This is a genomic window from Pseudomonas khavaziana (assembly GCF_019145205.1).
Lineage (GTDB): Bacteria > Pseudomonadota > Gammaproteobacteria > Pseudomonadales > Pseudomonadaceae > Aquipseudomonas > Aquipseudomonas khavaziana.
Genome location: NZ_JAHSTT010000006.1, coordinates 177,158 through 193,839 on the forward strand (window position 1 = coordinate 177,158; position 16,682 = coordinate 193,839).

Sequence of the window (16,682 nt, forward strand, 5' to 3'; positions counted from 1 at the left end):
GCTAGAACTCCCGAGCCATTGCGCGGCGCACTGTATCCGTGCAGGCCAGCATCTTGACCCAAGCCAGCAATTCTCGGCTGTCGACGGGCTTGAGCAGTACTGCATCGAATACCAGATTGTCTGGATAATCCTGCGGCCGGCGTGGCGGGACCGCGGAATACAGCATCACCGGCAAGTGGCCCCAGCGCTCGCGTACTTGCCGCAACAGTTCCCAGCCATCCATGCCGGGCATCATCTGGTCGCTGATCAGCAGGTCGACCGATTGTCCGGCCAGGCAGGCCAAGGCGTCTTCGCCGTTCGCCGCCATGCTCACGTCAAAACCGTAGCCGGCCAGCAGGTCATACAGCCATTCGCTGTTCTGCTCGACGTCATCGACCAGCAGAACGTGCTTGCCCTGGCCATTGAGCGGCGTGGCGTTGTTGTCGACGAGGCCGAGTTCCAGGTCATGTTCCTCAGCGCGTCTGAGTCGCAGGCGAAAACCGAAGTGGCTGCCGCCTTGCTCGGTGGCCCGGGGTTCGAGCCGGCTGTCCATGCGCTCCAGCAGTTGGGTGACGATCGACAAGCCCAGCCCGCTACCGTCGTAGCGCTGCGCATTACGGCCGCGGCGGAAGGGTTGCAGCAGTTGTTCGAACTCTTGCGGATCAACGCCGATGCCGGTGTCGATCACGCTGAAGCGCAATTCCACGTCATCGGCGTTTGCCCCCGGGTAACCGCTCACTTCGAAACGGATCTGGCCGTTGTGGGTGAATTTTGCCGCGTTAGCCAGCAGGTTCATGAGAATTTGTCGAAGACGTTTGAAGTCGGCCTCGACCAGAGGCGGCAGGTCATCGGCCAGCACCGCTTCGAAGCTGTTGCCCTGACGCGCGGCGAGAAAGCCGGCCTCGTCGACGATCTCCTTGAGGAAACCGTACAAATACCCCGGCGCGAGGGCCAGTTGCATTTGCTCCAGCTCGCCACGGGAGAATTCGAGCATTTCATCGATCAGCTCCAGCTGCTGGCGGGCATTGCGTTCGATCGTGGCTGGGTAATCGCGGTTTGGCCCGGCGTGCAACAGGCGCGCGTAGTCGATAATGCGTACCAGCGGCGAGCGCAGATCGTGGCTGATCCGCGCCATTAGCGCACTGCGGGCCGCCAGGGAGTCGCGCAACTGCGCGGTGCGCAGTGCCACGGTGCTTTCCAGGCGCTCGTGCTCGGCTTGGCGCTGTTGTTCGAGGCTGGACAGCGCGTGCTTTTCGCGGTCGCGGCTGCGGACCACTTCCATGATCAGGGTGCACACCAGCAGCGCCACGCCTGCCAACGTAGACGATAAGCTGTATTTGCTTTGCGCAGACTGCCAGGGCAGCTGTTCCTGAGGGAAGAAAATCCGCATCAGCAATTGGCCCAGCAAGAGTCCTGGCACCAGCCAGGCCATCCAGCTGTAGCTCAGGCGCCGGCACCAGGCCATGAATAACGTTGCGAGCAGCACCGCGTAGAAGCTCATCAGCGATACCTGGACCAGCTGCGCGCCCTGGATTGCATCGACTTTCAGCCACCAGAGTCGGCCGAGGATACAGCCCGACAGCGGCACCCAATAGCTCCAGCCAATGATGCGGGGCAGGCGGGACACCTGCAACAACACGCGCATGTAGGCCAGAAACAGAACGAACGAGACCGCGCTGGCGCAGGTCAGCAACTCGCGTGTCCAGCCCAGTGCGGTGGGCCAATAGACCAGGTAGCCGTTAAGGATGCAGGTGAGCAGGATGTAGCTCAGCACCGCGCCTGCGTTCACGGTCAGCAACGGGGAGCGCAGGATCCAGCCGACGATCAGGCCGAACGGCACCACCAGCAGGACAATGCCGAGGGTGAGTCCATCGCTCAGGTAGGTCTGTTGCTGACTGCGCAGCAGCGCCGGTTCGGACCACAGTTGCGGTTCCAGCAGCATTTGGAAATTGCTCGTCACGCGGACGAACACAGTGACGCTTTCCTGCGCCGCCAGTGAGATCGGGAACGCCGGCTGGCGCGCAGGTGGCTGGGGCCATTCGGCCAGGGGATGAGCGCTTCCCGCATGCGCATCACTCCAACGTCCGCCGGTGGACTGATAGACGCGGATGTCCTCCAGGCGCGGCGCCCCAACCACCAGCAGGCGCGAGCAGGCCGCATCGCTTGAATTGGTGAGCTGCATTTTTAACCAGAATGCGGATCGGCTATAGCCTTGGGGCGGCCAGTCCGGGGTCGGGGTGTTGAAACGCGCTGCTGGCAATCCAGCCACTTCGTCCAGGCTCAGGCTGGCCTGGGTATCCTCGAAAATTTGCAGCGTGGGCATCAGGTCCAACTGCTCGGCCTGGCAACTTTGCACAGGGGCGGCGCGCAGCAGGCCTGCGGATAACAACGCCAGCGTCAGCAGCAGGAGCTGTAGAACCCGCATCAGGTGCGTCCGGCCAGCTCTGCATCCTCAATGCCCAGGGTTTGCCGGCGAAACTGACTGGGTGTCATGCCGATTCGCTGGCGCAAGGCGGTGGCGAAGTTGCAGGCGTTGCGAAAGCCCACCAGCTCGGCGACGTCCTGCACGCTCATGGCGCTTTCGCCGAGCAGTTCCTGGCCGCGACGCAGCCGGGCATCGCGTATATAGGCGAACACGGTCAGCCCCAGGTGCTCACGGAAGATCGCGGTGAGACGTTTTTCATGAGTGCCGACTTTTTGGGCCAGCCAGGGCAGGGAGGGTATATCGTCCAGCTGGTTTTCAATCAATCGCATCGCCGCCCTCAGCACGATTTCATCACCTTGTGGTTGCGGATCGACCGGGCCGTCCTGAATGGCCGGTGGCGCTCGCCAAGTCAACTGCAGGTGAATCTTGATGCGTGCCAGGACTTCTTCGGGGGCGTAGGACTTGGGGATGTAGTCAACCGCGCCGACCGCCAGCCCCTCGAGGCGCTCCAGTGGCGTATTGGCCGACGACAGAAACAGGATCGGGGTAAGCCGGGTGGCCGGTGCCTCGCGTAAAAGCCGGCACAGGCTGAAGCCATCCATCTGTGGCATGTGAACGTCCAGCACGATCAGATCCGGGCGCAGGCTGAGTGCCCGTTGATAGCCCTGATGGGCGTCGCTGGCCAGCGAAAGGCGCCAAGGCTGGGTCTTTAGCAGAACGAGTGTGGCACGGATGTCTTCAGGAACATCATCGATCAGCAGAATATGCGGCAATGAGTCGGACGCCGCCGTCGCTGCCCGCCTTGCGTATTGTCCATTGTCCATTGGCCACGTTCTCTTATGGTGTTTCGCCAGGTCATTGCCGCGACATTGCCAGCGAGCCCCCCCGGAGACTCGCAGCAGGTATTCACTCAAGCGTTGTCTACCTGCCGGATTGCCTTTGACAGTTTGCAAGATAAGGCACGTTACGGACGGCGACAAATCGATATAGCAATAGCGGCAGATGAAGCGAGAACTGAAGCTATCAAATTTTTACTCGGCGATAAATGGTCGGCCCCGTTCGAGATGGGTGCGGTTGCAAGTATCTACCATAGACGCTGGGGTTTGAATCTTAAGCTCCCGGCTTCAGTGGTTCTCTGCAGCGGCAGGTGGGGGTTGGTTCGTTGGGGGGTATCCAAACCTGGGGTGCGAACGCGCATCAGGGTTCGAGGTGCGGCCCCATAAGGTCCTCGAACCACTCGATGAATGCGCCGAGCCGGCGGGTTCTCTGGCGCCGATGCGGATACAGCAAGGACACCGGCATGGCTGCGGCACGAAACGCGGGCATGACCTCGACCAGTTCTCCACTGTCCAGCAGGTGTTTCACATCGAAGCGGGGGATCTGGATCAAGCCAAGCCCGGCGCGGCAGCAGGCGATGTAGCTCTCGGCGTTATTGACGACCACCCGACTGGCTAGGTTGCGCGTCCGCTCCTGCCCGTCGGCCTGAACGTGCTCCCAGGGCAGCTCCCGCCCCGTGGTGGGTGAAGCGTAGCCAACCGCCCAGTGCCCGCGGGCCAGGTCCTCCGGCTGCTGCGGCATGCCGTGTTCATGCAGGTAGGCTTTGCTGGCGCAGTTGATCAAGGCGATAGCCCCCAACGGTCGCACTGCCAGGCTGCTGTCCTGCAGGGGCCCAACGCGTATCGCGCAGTCAACGCCTTCCTGCACCAGGTCGATGGCGCGATCGGTAGAGCCGAGCGCCAACTGCAGCCGAGGATAGCGACGCAGCAGGCCCGGCAATGCCGGCGCGATGAGACGGCGCGCAATGCGGCTGGGCGCATCGATCCTGAGCAGCCCAGCCACTTGCCGCTGACTGCTCTGGAATAGTTGCTCGACGTCCTCGGCGTCCGCCAGCAATGGACGCAAGCGCTCGAGCAGTTGGGTGCCGTCAGCTGTCAGGTGAACTTGGCGCGTCGTGCGGTTCAGCAGGCGGGCGCCGATTTTTTCCTCCAGTTGCTGGATCGCGGCGGAAACGGTGGCGCGAGGCAATTGCAGCGCATGGGCAGCTTTGATGAAACTGCCCATTTCGGCTACCCGCACGAAGACGCGGTACTGATCGAGTGTGTCCATATCTGCCTTTCAACCTTGGAAGCGGTGCCAACCCCGGACGCGGAATCGGCACCCGTGGGACTGGCGGATAATCACCCCGCGAACCCTCCTTGATCCACAAAGATTTGCTCCGCCTCGATTTTCCGCGCCCGTTGATGGGCTTCAATCCGGGTGCCTTCTTGCTCAACCCGTCAATTGAACCGCCAAATGCTTACTTGGTGGTGTAGCCACCGTTGATGAGAATTGTCTGGCCGGTGACCCACCAACCGTCGCTCACCAGATGGCGAATGAAGGGCACCACATCCTCGATGGCGGTCAGGCCAGTCTTGCTGGACGACGAGAGCGCGGCAGCCGTCTTGTGGTACGCCACGGCATCGGCGCCCTCGGCCGGGTAGAAGAACGGCGTGTCCATCGGGCCGGGGCCAACCGCAGTCACCGAGATGCCGCGCGCACCCAGCTCCTTGGATGCTGCGCGGGTGTAGTGCTCAACCGGTGCCTTGGTGCCCGCATAGGCCGCGTAGAAAGGCGTGAACGCGCCCAGCAGCGAGGTGACCACGGTGCAGATCTTGCCATTGTCGTTCAGGTGCTTGCCGGCTTCCTTGAGGAAGAAAAAGGCGGTCTTGGAGTTGACTGCCGTCATCTCGTCGTATTCGGCCTCTGTGATCTCGGCCATGGGTTTCTTAAGCACCTTGCCGACGGTGTTGATGGCGATGTCCGGCTTGCCTACGGCGCTGATGGCGTCGGCAAACAGCTTCTCGACGGCACCCGCTGTGGTCAGGTCAGCCTGCAACGCCACGGCTTGCGCACCACTGCCCTGTATGGCCGCGACGGTCGCATCGGCATCGGCCTTGGAGGAAGCGCTGTTGTAATGGATGGCGATGGCCTTGGCGCCTTGCGCGGCCAGGTCGCGAGCGATCAGGCCGCCAAGGTTCTTGGCTCCGCCGGCGATCAGTACTACTTTGCCCTTGATGGAGTGGTCTGCCATGGGAAATCTCCTGCACGAGTGTAAGGAGCTTCAGCATAGGCGCCTGCATGCGCTGGATAAATCAGGCTTGGCTGGATGGATTATCCATAAAACCTGTCTAATCCTGGGCCTTGTCTGGATTACTTGATTGACGTCAACCGCAGGCGTCGGCCCTGCTCTGTATCCTGTGCTGAAACCCACTCTGCAGGCTTGAACCTGAATGTTGGCGTGGTGGTGTTGCTTGTGCATCCCCCCGGGATGACCGCAAAGGTGTTGGCCAAGATCGCCGACGAAGCACGATGGGCTTGACGGTTGCCTCGCCGTAGGTCAGCCGTGTCCAGCTCAAATGAGAGCGAGTATCCCATGCTCTATCCGCTGTTTCTGACGTTGCATCTGTTTGCCGCGCTGATTTTCATTGGCACGGTGTTCTTCGAAGTCCTGTTCCTGGAAAGTATTCGTAAACAGCTGCCGGTCAAGGTCATGCTGTTGGTCGAACAGGGTATCGGTCGACGCGCGCGCACCCTGGTTCCATGGGTTTTGCTGGTGTTGTTTGGGGCCGGGGCGGGGATGGTCTGGTTGCGCTATTTGCCGGCCCTTGCCACACCATTGGCCTCATCGTTCGGCACACTATTGATGTCGAAGATCGCAGTCGCCGTCAGCGTGTTGCTGCACTTCCTGGCCGCCATGTATCTGTTCAGACGCGACCGGATGACTGCTCGATACCTGCATTTCATCCATGCCAGCCTGTTCTGCCACATGATCGTCATCGTGCTGCTGGCCAAAGGGATGTTTTACCTGACCTGGTGACCAGGCTTGCCCGGCGGTCTGTTGCGCCACCAGCATTGGCTTGCGCTTGATACAAATCAAGACGCATTGATCGACAGGCCCTGACACTGGTAGTGCGCAGCCAGTCTCGGAGACCCGTCATGCTCAACCCATCTCACAACCGCGGCGAGCTGAACGTTCGGTACGATCAAGGCGTGCTCGATCCCGACTGCCCTGTTGGCACTGAAAAGTTCCATGAAGGGATCGGTTCCCTGGATTTGCTTCGCGCTTTACGTGCCAGCCGCCAGAAATGCCGTCCGCTGTCGCTGAACGTGCAACTGCCGTCCAACCCTAGGCCTGCCTTGTGTTCCCCGGGCGATGTTTCATGCGAGCACAGGGGCGGTGAAAACTACCTTCGACGTCTGCAGCACGAGATTGACCTCGTCAGTTGTCACCTGGGCACGGGGCAGCGGGTCGAGCAGTTTCATCTGGGTGGCGGTATACCCGCAATCGCCCAGCTCAGAAGGCTGATGAGTCATCTTCGTGGCCGATTCAACCTTCTGGGGCATGAGTGCGGTGAGTACAGTATTGACGTTGACCTGCACCACACCGACTGGTCGACCATGGGCGTGCTGCGCGACCTTGGATTCAACCATGTCAGCATTGGCGTTCCGGACATCGGTGCCGACAGTGATATGTCGGTGGACTGCTACCAGAACCCGGCCCCCATCCATTCGCTTATCGATGCCGCGCGTACCTTTGGTTATCGTTCCATCAATGTGGATCTGGGGTATGGCCGTGCCTGGCAGACGCCGGAAAGCTTCGCACTGAAATTGGCCACTCTTATCGAACTGGAGCCGGACCGGCTGCTGGTATTTGACTACTCACGGCCACCCCATCGCTATCGGGCGATGGCCGGGGACAACATCAGAGCGCTGTGCAGCCTGGATGATAAAAGCGCGATGCGCCAAAGCTGTTTTGACCAGTTGCTCGGCGGGGGGTATCACTACATCGGCCTGGGGCAATTTGTCCGGCCCGACGATGATTTGGCGATAGCGCAGGAGCGCGGCCGGTTACGTCGCACCAGTGAAGGTTTTACCCGCCACGGGTATTGCGATCAAATCGGGTTCGGTTTGGGCGCCATCAGTCAGATTGACGAACTGTACGCGCAAAATACCGACCAATTGCAACGGTATCAGCAATGCCTGGACATCGACCAATTGCCGACGAGTCGTGGCTGGCGGTGCGAGCCACGCAGCCAGATCAGGCTCATGGTCATGGAGCGCCTGGCGTGTGATTTGGAGCTGGATATCCAGGCCATCGAGACGCGTTGCGGACTGATCTTTCGCCAGTACTTTTACGCCGCCTGGCCTGTGCTGGAGCAATTGGCCGGTGACGGGTTGATTGAGCTGTCTGAGCGTTTCATCAGTATCCTTCCGGCCGGTCGGCCGCACGTAGATGCCATCTGCAACCTGTTTGAAAAGGACTCGGGCGGCGCGGGGCGTGAACCCTATAGCGAGTGGATTGATCATGACACCTTCATTTGATTTCAATCGCGCCCTGGTCGAAAAATATGACCGACCGGGGCCGCGCTATACCTCCTACCCAACCGCACCGCAATTTCATCAGGCGTTCGCCGTCGATGACTATCATCGTGCCGTCACCGATAGCAACCTGGCGCCTGTGCCCAAGCCCCTGTCGGTGTACATTCACATTCCGTTCTGCAAGAGCCTTTGTTACTACTGTGCCTGCAACAAAATCATTACGCAGAAAACCCACCGTGCCGTCGAATACCTGACCTACCTCAAGCGCGAAATCGAGATGCAAGCTGCCTTGTTCGACCGTACGCGCAAGCTGACGCAACTGCACCTGGGCGGGGGCACGCCGACCTATTTGACCCGCGAGCAGCTGGCCGACCTGATGGGCTGTCTACACCAGGCATTCGACATGGACGACAGCGATGACCATGAGTTTTCCATCGAGGTCGATCCGCGCACCATCAGCACCGAACAGATCCAGTCGCTGCGCCAGCTGGGCTTCAATCGCCTGAGTTTTGGTGTGCAGGACTTTGACCCCGACGTACAGGCGGCAGTCAATCGCCAGCAAAGTGAAGCGCAGATTTATGCCCTGGTCGCAGCGGCGCGTGAGGCGCAATTCAAGTCGGTCAGCGTCGACCTGATTTACGGCCTGCCGCTGCAAACGGTGAAGAGTTTCGATGTCACCCTCGGCAAAATCATCGCGTTGCGTCCGGATCGTATTGCCGCCTACAGCTACGCTCATTTGCCGGAGCTGGTGCGCGCGCAACGACTGATTCGCCCAGCCGACATGCCGCCACCGGAACGCAAGCTGGAGTTGCTTGAACTGACCATCCGGCGCCTGACCGAGGCCGGTTATGTCTATATCGGCATGGATCATTTCGCCTTGCCCGACGATGAGCTGGCGCTGGCCCGGGCCAATGGCACGTTGCAGCGCAATTTCCAGGGCTACTCCACCCATGCCGACTGCGATTTGATCGGCCTGGGGGTGTCAGCGATCGGTAAGGTCGGCGACAGCTACAGCCAGAGTGTCAAGGAGCTCTCGCAGTACTATGCCCGTATTGATCAAGGCTTGCTGCCGGTGCATCGGGGTTACCGTTTGAGCGCCGATGACCTGCTGCGCCGTGACGTGATCAGTGAGCTGATGTGCCATGGCCGGGTCGACTTCGGTAAATTCGAAGTGGGTCACGGCATCTGCTTCACCGAGTATTTTGCCGACGCGCTGGGGCAACTGGACGAGCATGTGCGGGACGGGCTCCTGAAGATTCACCACGGCCAATTGCGCCTGTTGCCCCAAGGACATTTGATGATGCGCAGCGTCGCAATGGCGTTTGACGCCTACCTGGGTGACGCACAGAAGGGCCGGTTTTCCCGCACCGTTTAAGGCGTTGGAAACACCTGCAAAGAAAACCGATCGCCTTCAAGTCAGTAGGCTTGCACCTCTCACCTGGATGGGGAAAAGCGCGCCGGGTATTGCAGTGGTTGTTCGGCGAACAGATTGACCACGGTGCCGATCACCGTCAGCGTCGCAATTCCGGGCGGGCACTTAAGCCCCAGGGTCGGCAGTTGGTGCAGCGGGCCACGCACGACATGCTGGTCGGGCCGTGTGCCGTTGCTTATCAGTGCCGCCGGTGTGTCGGCGGGCATTCCGGCCTCGATCAAGCGCTGCGCGATAACCCCAAGATTCGCCAACCCCATGTAGAAGACCAGGGTTTGACTGCAGTCGGCCAGGCTGCTCCAGGGCAACGACAACGCGCCATTGTGTTGCAGGTGCCCGGTGATGAAACGGCAGGAGTTGACCAGGTCCCGGTGGGTCAGTGGGATCCCCGCATAGGCGCTGCAGCCGGAAGCGGCGGTAATGCCCGGGACCACCTGGCAGTCGATACCGCGTTGCAGCAAGTACTGAAGTTCCTCGGCACCGCGCCCGAATATGAAGGGGTCGCCACCCTTGAGCCGAACCACCCGTTGGCCTTGGTCGGCAAGTTCGGCGAGCCGTTGGTTGATCTGTTCCTGGGGCAAGCTGTGGCAGCCGCTGGCCTTGCCGACGTAATGCCGCGCGCAGGTCGGTGGGATCAATGCCAGCAGTTCGTCGCTGATGAGGCGGTCATAGACCACGGCGTCGGCCTGCATCAGCAGGCTCCAGGCGCGCAGGGTCAGCAGTCGGGGGTCGCCGGGGCCGGCACCGACCAGGGCGACTTCCCCCGGTCTGAACGCGCACTCAAGTGCGGCCGGTATAACAATGGATGCAGGCATAAGGCTTCCTTGGTGCGTCATATCAGAGGGTTTACCGCACGGACGCTTCAGTCTGTGGTGCAAGGGATCAGCGGTGACGGCTGCACGCCGATCTCTTCATCGCTTAGATGACAGCCGGGGTCCTGGCCCCAGAGGTCGCCCTCGGCCCAGGCGCGTGTGCGGGTATTGCCGTTGCAGATGGGCAACCAGCGGCATTGCGCGCAACGGCCGCCCACAGCACGGGGGTGCTCACGCAATCTCGACAGCAGCGCATCGGGCTGATCCAGCCAGAGCGTGCGAAAGGGCGTGTGCCGGACATTGCCCACCGAGTGCTGCCACCAATAGGTGTCCGGGTGCACTTCGCCGGTATTGTCGATATTGGCAATACCGCTGCCCGAGGCATTGCCGCCCCAGGCGCGAAGCATGTTTTCCAGGTGCGGGTAGTGCGCAGGCAAGCGGCTCGCGGCCCATTGCAGCAAGAGAATGGCATCGGCATCGTTGTTGCCACTGACAAAATCGGTGCCGTGGCCTTGTTGAATGTCTTCCCAGGCGCGTTCGAAGATCGAGGTCATGGCGTCGCGGCTCATCTGCCGCTGCGCATCGAGCTGGCGGCTGCGTTTGCCGCGGCCGCTGTAGTTAAGGTGCGACAGGTAAAACTTCTGTACGTCGTACTCGCGCATCAGTGCCAGCAGTTGGGGCAACTGCGTGTGGTTCTCCTGGGTCAGCGTCGTACGCAGGCCCACGCGAATGCCTCGTTCTCGACAGAGCCGGATCGCGTGCATGGAACGAGCGAAGCTGCCTTTCAGTTGCCGGAAGGCATCATGGGTGGCTTCCAGGCCATCGATGCTGATGCCCACATAGTCAAACTGCGCGGCGCTGATCCGCGCGATGTTCTGCTCATCGATCAACGTGCCGTTGGTGGACAGCGCCACAAAGAAACCCTTGGCGCGGGCATAGGCGCTGAGCACAAACAGATCCTCGCGCATCAGCGGTTCACCGCCGGAAAATATCAGTACTTTTACGCCGGCATCGTGCAGGTCATCGATCACAGTCAGGGCGGCGGGCGTATCCAGTTCGTCGCGAAAGACACTGTCGGCCGAGGTGGCGTAACAGTGTTTACACGTCAGGTTGCAACGCCGCAGCAGGTTCCAGATCACCACCGGTGGCCGGTTGCTGCCCGGTGGGCTGGTTCTTGGGGCGGGCGCCTGGCCGCTCAGGGCGCGCAGGTATTGGCTGATCCTCAACATGTAAATCTCCTTGATTCAGCTGCGTTCAGCGTGGCGCTTGCGGTAGCCGCACACCGGTTTTCTTCAGGATGCGGCTGCTCACCAGCATCTCGTCGGCGACACAGGCGTCACCCAGCAATTGGCGCAGGTACTCGCGATAGTGGTTGATCTCGTCGCTGCTGCGGCCATGGACCATGGCGAACAGGTTGTAGCGCCAGGCGGTTTGGCGCGGGCGTCGGTAGCAGTGGCTGACGAACGGCTGCGCGCCGATCAATGCGCCAAGGCGCGGCATGTCGGTGTCGCGCACGTCCCAGACGGTCATGCCGTTGTGGCGATAGCCCAGGCGATAGTGGTTGGGGACAGCCGCGATCCGCCGGATCGCGCCCTCGGCTTGCAGGCGCTTGAGCAAATCCAGAGTTGCCTCGACGCTCAGGTGCAACTGTTCGGCGAGCCAGGCCCATGGGTCGTTCACCAAGGGCAGGCCGGCCTGGGTCAGCTCGATCAGATGCCGGGCCAGGGCGTCCTCAGACCGGGAAATACACACCGACATGATAGGTCTCCTCTTTAGGCAGGTTAAGCAGTGGCAGGCCTGTCAGGTTTTCGATGTGGTGCAGGGTTTGGGCGATCGCCTGTTCTGTCGAGCAGGCGAGCACGAACCACATGTTCCAGGCGTGTTCGCGTCGATAGTTGTGCGCCACTTCGGGCAGGGCGTGCAGTTGTTCGGCTACCTGTTCGAAGCGTTCTTCTGGCACCGCCAACGCCGCGAGGGTGAACGCGCCGCCCAGCCGCTCGATGTCGAACAGTGGGCCGAAGCGCGTGAGTATTCCGTCAGCGAGCATTTGGCGCAGACGCTCGAGCAGTTGCGTGCTGCTGCTGTCCAGTTCGGCGGCCAGCGCCTGCCAAGGGTGGCGTACCAGCGGTAGACCCCGTTGCAAGCGGTTGATCAATCGGCGGTCGAGGTCATCCATGGCATGGGGCTCCCATTGGCGAGGCTGCAAAGCGTGCGCCGCACTGTTTGAAGGCGTGGGTGCTGAACAGCAATTGATGGGACAGGTCGCTCAGCAGGTGTTCGTCCAGCAATTGCTGAATCTGGGTTTCGACCTGTTCACGTTGACGTCCATGAACCATGCAGAACAGGTTGTATCGCCACTGCGGCAAACGCCGCGGCCGTTGATAGCAGAGAGTGATGCCCTGCGCTCGCCCCAGGCGCTGGCCGACCTCGTCGATCAGCGCGTCCGGAACATCCAGTACCAACATTGCGTTGGCGGTAAAGCCCAGGGCGCGGTGGTTGAGCACCAGGCCGATTCGGCGGAACAAGCCCTGCTCATGCCACAGATGCATCTGCCCCAGCACCTGGTCTTCGTTGGCGTTTATTCGCTCGGCGAGGCATTGGTAGGGGCGCGATACCAGCGGCAGGCCAGCTTCAAGGTGCCTACGCAGCGCCAGCGTTTGTCTGGGGGTCAAGTCGGTATTCATGGCGTTTCTCCCAGGGAAAAACCAAGGTCGATGCGGTAAGCGGTCAACATCGGCAGGTCCAGTGGCGTGAGGCCGGTGTCTTTTTCAAGTTCGTTGAGTACGCGTTGGATGTGTGGGCGATCAGGGCCGGTCACCACAAACCACAGGTTGTAGAAATGCTCCCGTGCATAGTTGTGATTGACCTCGGGATACTGGCTGACGCGCTCAGCGACCTGATGCAGGCGTGTGGCGGGCACGGCGAACGCGGCGAGGGTGCTGGCTCCGGCACGGCGGTGGTCGAACACCGCGCCGACCCGTGAGAGGGTGCCGGCCTGATCCATGGCGTGCAGGCAAGTCAGCACGTGCGCCTCGTCGCAACCGAGGGCGGCGGCCATGGTCTTATACGGTTCCGCGCACAGCGGCATTTCGTGCTGGAAGCGATCCATCAACTGGCGACTCAGCAGGTCCAAGTCCATTTCAATAGCCCATTTTTTGTGCGCGGCTGCTGAAGAAGATGCCGCTTGGCGCGCTGGCCGGCAGGGTGGCCAGCCGTTTGAGGGTGTACGGGTCCCAGACTTGGACCTGATCGCCGTCGCGGGCCGACAGCCACAACTGGTCGCCACGGGCGGTGAACTCCATGTGCAGCACGGCCGGGCCCGGTCGCAGGTCGGCGATCACGCGATGGGTTTCGGTGTCGATCACCTGAACCCGATCATTATCCGGGTAGGCAAAATTGACCCACAGCTGCCGGCCATCTGGCCGCGAGGTGACGAACACCGGCTGCCCAGCCACCGCAATGGTTGCGGTCTGCTGCCAACTGCGCGAATCCATCACCAGCACCTGATGGCGGCCGACGGCGGGCACAAAGGCCTGGTTGTCGGCGACGGCCCAGCCTTCCAGGTGCGGCATTTTGTAGACCGGGAGTTTTTCCTGGCCGCGACCGTAGTCGCCGAGTATTCGCTTCACGCCTCGTTCCGGATGCCAGAGATCGAGTTGGGCCATGCCGTCTTCGCCGAACAGCCCGGCCATGTAATAGCGCCCATCCGCAGTTATCAGTGCGTCGTAGGGTTGCTGTCCGATGTCTTTGAAGCGGCGGATCACTGGCGAGTTGCCCTGGCTGAAATCGGCGCTCCAGATTTCGCCGGTATCGAACAGGCTGAACACAAAGCGTTGTCCGGGGGCGTCCACCAGGCCCACTACACGAGAGCGTTTGCCATCGGCCAGCGCCGTGGCGGGGATGTCCGCTACCTGTTGCAGGGTGCCGGCATCGAACACCTTGACTCCGCCGGGGACGTAGTTGGACACCGCGATCAACCTGCCGTCCTGACTGATGGCGCCGCCGATGCTGTTGCCGCCCTGGATGACCCTGTGGTCGATGCGCTGGGTCAGCAGGTCGATTTTGCTCAAGCCCCCGTCGCGACCGAACACATAGGCATAACGCTGGTCAGGGGAGAACACCACCGAGGCATGGGACAGATCGCCAAGGCCTGTGAGGCGGGCCAGCGCGGTGTGTTTCTGGCTTTCGATGATCTGGATGCTACCGGTGCCGCGTTCCACCACGACCCCCAGGTCGCCCGTGCCCCGCAAAGGAGTTTGAGCGCAGGCGGATAACAGGAGGCCGGTCGCCGCTGACAGCAGGATTGAACGGATCATGGTGCGGGGTATCCCTGGAGAAGAAGATCGACCAGCCAACGGATGTCGTCGGCACTGAGCAGCGCGCCCCAGCCCGGCATGGCGGTGCCGGGGCGCCCTTGGGTGACGGTGGCGATCAGGCTGGCCCGCGACTTGCCGGCCAATGCTGTGCGGGTCAGCTCGGGGCCCAGCCCACCGGTCATATACAGCCCGTGGCAGGCACCGCAGTCCTGGGCCAGCAAATGTTCGAGCTGCGCCTGGCGCTTGGCGTCCGGCGCCGCAATCGAGCTTGCACAAATGAGCAGGAGGGCCGCCATAATCGCAGCGTGTCGATAGGTGTTCATGACGCCCTCCCGGTGGTTATTTGAGCGTCAGTACCCAGGTCGCAAGGGTCTTCGCTTCTTCTTCGGTAACCGGGTTGGCCGGCATCGGTATCGGCCCCCAATTGCCTTGCGTGCCATTTTTGATATGGCTCGCCAGGGTGTCCACGGCGCCGGCCGTACCGGCGCTCCTGGCCGCGACATCCTTGAGCGCCGGGCCGACCATTTTGGTGTCGATGGCGTGGCAGGCGGCGCAAGGCTTACTCTTGAACAGCTCCAGTGCGTCTTGCGCCAGGGCCGGCTGCACACTCAGCCAGGCAGCCAGGGCAAACAATGAAAGCAGCGTATTTTTCATGGCGATTCCTTGCATTGATGGAGCTCAATAGATGTCGTGCTGGGTGTTGTAGACGTTGAATTTGCCGGTGGGCGTAATCAGCCGCTTGTCTTTGATTACCGCTTTGAGCTTCAGGGTTTTGTCGTCGATCACCACCAGTGCCGACTCGTCTGCCTGCCCGCTCCAGACGGAGAACCAGACCTCGTCCCCGGCCTTGTTGTATTCCGGCTGCACGACCCGCATAGCGCCTTGCTTGATGCCCGCGTACTCGGCGATGGGCAGTACGGTGTAACCGGCGTCGAGCTTGTCGAGGTTGAATACCGCTACCGATTGGCTGAGCTTGGCGTCTGGGTTGAATGTGGTGTCGACGTACAGGTGGCGTGAGCTGGGGTGGGTTTTGATGAACAACGAACCGCTGCCCTGGCCTTTGAGCGAGGCGACCTGTTTCCAGGCGTATTGTGGGTGTTTGACCGGGTCGGTGCCGATCAGCGAGATACCGTCATCGCCCAGGTGGCTGGTGGCCCAGACCGGACCGTAGACCGGGTGCTCGAAGTTGGCGCCGCGACCCGGGTGAGGGATTTTGCCGACGTCCACCAATGCCGTCAGTTTGCGCTCCTTGGAATCGATGACGGCGACCTTGTTGGAGTTGTTGGCGGCGGTCATGAAGTAGCGATGGGTGCTGTCCCAACCACCGTCATGCAGGAACGGCGCGGCATCGATATAGGTGATGGTGAGGTTCTTGATGTCCTGGTAATTGACCAGCATCACCTTGCCGGTTTCCTTGACGTTGACGATGAACTCTGGCCATTCGTGGGAGGCGATGATCGCCGCGACTCGGGGTTCGGGGTGGTATTCCTGCGTGTCGACGGTCATGCCGCGGGTCGAGACGATTTGCTTGGGCTCCAGGGTTTCGCCATCCATGATGGTGAACTGCGGCGGCCAGTAAGAGCCGGCGATGGTGTATGTGTCTTCGTAGCCCTTGAACTTGGAGGTCTCGACCGAGCGCGCTTCAATACCCACTTTGACTTCGGCAACCTTGGTCGGCTCCGCCGGCCATAGGTCGATCATGTCGATCCGGGCGTCTCGACCAATCACCAGCAGATAGCGACCGGAGGCGGAAATTCGCGAGATGTGTACCGCATAACCGGTCTCGATCAGCTTGACGATTTTCTTGCTGTCGCCATCGACGAGAGCGATCTTGCCGTCATCACGCAAGGTCACCGAAAACAGGTTCGGCAGGTTGAGCGTGCTCAGTTGTTTCTTCGGACGGTCTTCAGGCTTGACCAACACTTTCCAGGTCTTGCGCGTCTCGGCCATGCCCCATTCCGGCGGTGTCGGCGGTGTGTGTTGAATGAACTTCGCCATCGCGGTGATCTGCTCCTTGGTCAGAGCGTTGGACGTTCCCCAATTCGGCATGCCCGCCGGTGACCCATAGGTGATCAACGCTTCCAGGTAGGGTTGCCCGCGGGACTGTGTGATGTCGGGGGTCAAGGGTTTACCTGTGGCCCCTTTGCGCAGGACGCCGTGGCAACCAGCGCAGCGTTGGAAATAAATCTCCTTGGATGAGTCGAACTCGTCTTGGCTCAGGTCAGGCGCCCCGGCGGTTTTCACCATGGGCGGGGTGGCCGCCGCCGTGGCGGGTTCGTCAGCGCCGGCGACCTGGCTTATCGCCAAATAGAGTGTGGCGACGGCCAGGGCAAACGTTTTTCTATTGCTGATCAGCATTCCAT

17 protein-coding genes are annotated in these 16,682 nt (G+C 61.2%); 3 read left to right on the forward strand and 14 right to left on the reverse strand.

Going from position 1 to position 16,682, the window contains the following annotated elements; genetic code table 11:
* Position 1 precedes the first annotated feature (1 nt).
* The 4 genes from KVH01_RS16710 to KVH01_RS16725 form a co-directional block, all read right to left on the reverse strand.
* A complete protein-coding gene (locus KVH01_RS16710) occupies positions 2–2,404 on the reverse strand; it encodes a hybrid sensor histidine kinase/response regulator (protein ID WP_217882138.1) in 2,403 nt (800 codons plus the stop codon).
* Positions 2,404–3,228, reverse strand: a complete 825-nt coding sequence (locus KVH01_RS16715; RefSeq protein WP_217882139.1) for a response regulator transcription factor — start codon at positions 3,226–3,228, stop codon at positions 2,404–2,406. The genes KVH01_RS16710 and KVH01_RS16715 overlap by 1 nt, the downstream gene beginning before the upstream one ends.
* 373 nt (positions 3,229–3,601) lie before the next feature.
* Positions 3,602–4,510, reverse strand: a complete 909-nt coding sequence (locus tag KVH01_RS16720; RefSeq protein WP_198720135.1) for a LysR family transcriptional regulator — start codon at positions 4,508–4,510, stop codon at positions 3,602–3,604.
* 190 nt (positions 4,511–4,700) lie between these two features.
* Complete coding sequence (locus KVH01_RS16725) at positions 4,701–5,474, reverse strand: SDR family oxidoreductase (protein WP_217882140.1); 774 nt, start codon at positions 5,472–5,474, stop codon at positions 4,701–4,703.
* A gap of 342 nt (positions 5,475–5,816) precedes the next feature.
* On the opposite strand from KVH01_RS16725, the gene KVH01_RS16730 reads away from it, so the two are divergent.
* The 3 genes from KVH01_RS16730 (at position 5,817) to hemN (ending at position 9,137) form a co-directional block, all read left to right on the forward strand.
* The gene (locus KVH01_RS16730) at positions 5,817–6,260 is read left to right on the forward strand and encodes a CopD family copper resistance protein (RefSeq protein WP_217882141.1); all 444 of its coding nucleotides are present in this window, start codon (positions 5,817–5,819) and stop codon (positions 6,258–6,260) included.
* Positions 6,261–6,379: 119 nt separating this feature from the next.
* Complete coding sequence (locus KVH01_RS16735) at positions 6,380–7,765, forward strand: oxygen-independent coproporphyrinogen III oxidase (RefSeq protein WP_217882142.1); 1,386 nt, start codon at positions 6,380–6,382, stop codon at positions 7,763–7,765.
* Complete coding sequence (gene hemN, locus KVH01_RS16740) at positions 7,749–9,137, forward strand: oxygen-independent coproporphyrinogen III oxidase (protein WP_057024128.1); 1,389 nt, start codon at positions 7,749–7,751, stop codon at positions 9,135–9,137. The genes KVH01_RS16735 and hemN overlap by 17 nt, the downstream gene beginning before the upstream one ends.
* 59 nt (positions 9,138–9,196) lie before the next feature.
* Here hemN and cobA read toward each other — a convergent pair whose 3' ends face one another.
* From cobA to KVH01_RS16790, 10 genes are read right to left on the reverse strand one after another with little or no spacing between them, the layout of a single operon-like run.
* Positions 9,197–10,006, reverse strand: a complete 810-nt coding sequence (cobA, locus tag KVH01_RS16745) for a uroporphyrinogen-III C-methyltransferase (protein ID WP_217882143.1) — start codon at positions 10,004–10,006, stop codon at positions 9,197–9,199.
* 47 nt (positions 10,007–10,053) lie between these two features.
* Positions 10,054–11,232 (reverse strand): heme d1 biosynthesis radical SAM protein NirJ, encoded by a 1,179-nt coding sequence (gene nirJ, locus KVH01_RS16750; RefSeq protein WP_217882144.1) that lies wholly within the window; start codon positions 11,230–11,232, stop codon positions 10,054–10,056.
* Positions 11,233–11,257: 25 nt separating this feature from the next.
* A complete protein-coding gene (gene ahbB / locus KVH01_RS16755) occupies positions 11,258–11,761 on the reverse strand; it encodes a siroheme decarboxylase subunit beta (protein WP_198720129.1) in 504 nt (167 codons plus the stop codon).
* Complete coding sequence (locus KVH01_RS16760) at positions 11,736–12,179, reverse strand: Lrp/AsnC family transcriptional regulator (protein ID WP_217882145.1); 444 nt, start codon at positions 12,177–12,179, stop codon at positions 11,736–11,738. Before KVH01_RS16760 ends, ahbB (KVH01_RS16755) begins: the two co-directional genes overlap by 26 nt.
* Complete coding sequence (gene ahbB, locus KVH01_RS16765) at positions 12,172–12,687, reverse strand: siroheme decarboxylase subunit beta (protein WP_217882146.1); 516 nt, start codon at positions 12,685–12,687, stop codon at positions 12,172–12,174. The genes KVH01_RS16760 and ahbB (KVH01_RS16765) overlap by 8 nt, the downstream gene beginning before the upstream one ends.
* The gene (locus tag KVH01_RS16770; protein ID WP_217882147.1) at positions 12,684–13,142 is read right to left on the reverse strand and encodes an Lrp/AsnC family transcriptional regulator; all 459 of its coding nucleotides are present in this window, start codon (positions 13,140–13,142) and stop codon (positions 12,684–12,686) included. The genes ahbB (KVH01_RS16765) and KVH01_RS16770 overlap by 4 nt, the downstream gene beginning before the upstream one ends.
* Position 13,143: 1 nt before the next feature.
* Positions 13,144–14,319 carry a cytochrome D1 domain-containing protein gene (locus KVH01_RS16775; protein ID WP_217882148.1) on the reverse strand — a complete coding sequence of 392 codons (1,176 nt, stop codon included), beginning with the start codon at positions 14,317–14,319 and terminating at the stop codon, positions 13,144–13,146.
* The gene (locus KVH01_RS16780) at positions 14,316–14,642 is read right to left on the reverse strand and encodes a c-type cytochrome (RefSeq protein ID WP_217882149.1); all 327 of its coding nucleotides are present in this window, start codon (positions 14,640–14,642) and stop codon (positions 14,316–14,318) included. Before KVH01_RS16780 ends, KVH01_RS16775 begins: the two co-directional genes overlap by 4 nt.
* Positions 14,643–14,658: 16 nt before the next feature.
* On the reverse strand, positions 14,659–14,973 hold the full coding sequence (locus tag KVH01_RS16785) for a c-type cytochrome (RefSeq protein WP_217882150.1): 315 nt from the start codon (positions 14,971–14,973) through the stop codon (positions 14,659–14,661).
* Positions 14,974–14,997: 24 nt separating this feature from the next.
* Positions 14,998–16,677 (reverse strand): cytochrome D1 domain-containing protein, encoded by a 1,680-nt coding sequence (locus KVH01_RS16790; protein ID WP_198720123.1) that lies wholly within the window; start codon positions 16,675–16,677, stop codon positions 14,998–15,000.
* Positions 16,678–16,682 lie beyond the last annotated feature (5 nt).

Excerpts from the sequence above, each read along its gene's own strand:
- KVH01_RS16785 (WP_217882150.1), bottom strand. The coding sequence starts at position 14,973 with ATGAAAAATACGCTGCTTTCATTGTTTGCCCTGGCTGCCTGGCTGAGT.
- KVH01_RS16775 (WP_217882148.1), bottom strand. The coding sequence starts at position 14,319 with ATGATCCGTTCAATCCTGCTGTCAGCGGCGACCGGCCTCCTGTTATCC.
- ahbB (WP_198720129.1), bottom strand. The coding sequence starts at position 11,761 with ATGTCGGTGTGTATTTCCCGGTCTGAGGACGCCCTGGCCCGGCATCTG.
- KVH01_RS16760 (WP_217882145.1), bottom strand. The coding sequence starts at position 12,179 with ATGGATGACCTCGACCGCCGATTGATCAACCGCTTGCAACGGGGTCTA.
- nirJ (WP_217882144.1), bottom strand. The coding sequence starts at position 11,232 with ATGTTGAGGATCAGCCAATACCTGCGCGCCCTGAGCGGCCAGGCGCCC.
- KVH01_RS16725 (WP_217882140.1), bottom strand. The coding sequence starts at position 5,474 with ATGGCAGACCACTCCATCAAGGGCAAAGTAGTACTGATCGCCGGCGGA.
- KVH01_RS16780 (WP_217882149.1), bottom strand. The coding sequence starts at position 14,642 with ATGAACACCTATCGACACGCTGCGATTATGGCGGCCCTCCTGCTCATT.
- KVH01_RS16790 (WP_198720123.1), bottom strand. The coding sequence starts at position 16,677 with ATGCTGATCAGCAATAGAAAAACGTTTGCCCTGGCCGTCGCCACACTC.
- ahbB (WP_217882146.1), bottom strand. The coding sequence starts at position 12,687 with ATGAATACCGACTTGACCCCCAGACAAACGCTGGCGCTGCGTAGGCAC.
- cobA (WP_217882143.1), bottom strand. The coding sequence starts at position 10,006 with ATGCCTGCATCCATTGTTATACCGGCCGCACTTGAGTGCGCGTTCAGA.
- KVH01_RS16735 (WP_217882142.1), top strand. The coding sequence starts at position 6,380 with ATGCTCAACCCATCTCACAACCGCGGCGAGCTGAACGTTCGGTACGAT.
- hemN (WP_057024128.1), top strand. The coding sequence starts at position 7,749 with ATGACACCTTCATTTGATTTCAATCGCGCCCTGGTCGAAAAATATGAC.
- KVH01_RS16710 (WP_217882138.1), bottom strand. The coding sequence starts at position 2,404 with ATGCGGGTTCTACAGCTCCTGCTGCTGACGCTGGCGTTGTTATCCGCA.
- KVH01_RS16720 (WP_198720135.1), bottom strand. The coding sequence starts at position 4,510 with ATGGACACACTCGATCAGTACCGCGTCTTCGTGCGGGTAGCCGAAATG.
- KVH01_RS16715 (WP_217882139.1), bottom strand. The coding sequence starts at position 3,228 with ATGGACAATGGACAATACGCAAGGCGGGCAGCGACGGCGGCGTCCGAC.
- KVH01_RS16730 (WP_217882141.1), top strand. The coding sequence starts at position 5,817 with ATGCTCTATCCGCTGTTTCTGACGTTGCATCTGTTTGCCGCGCTGATT.
- KVH01_RS16770 (WP_217882147.1), bottom strand. The coding sequence starts at position 13,142 with ATGGACTTGGACCTGCTGAGTCGCCAGTTGATGGATCGCTTCCAGCAC.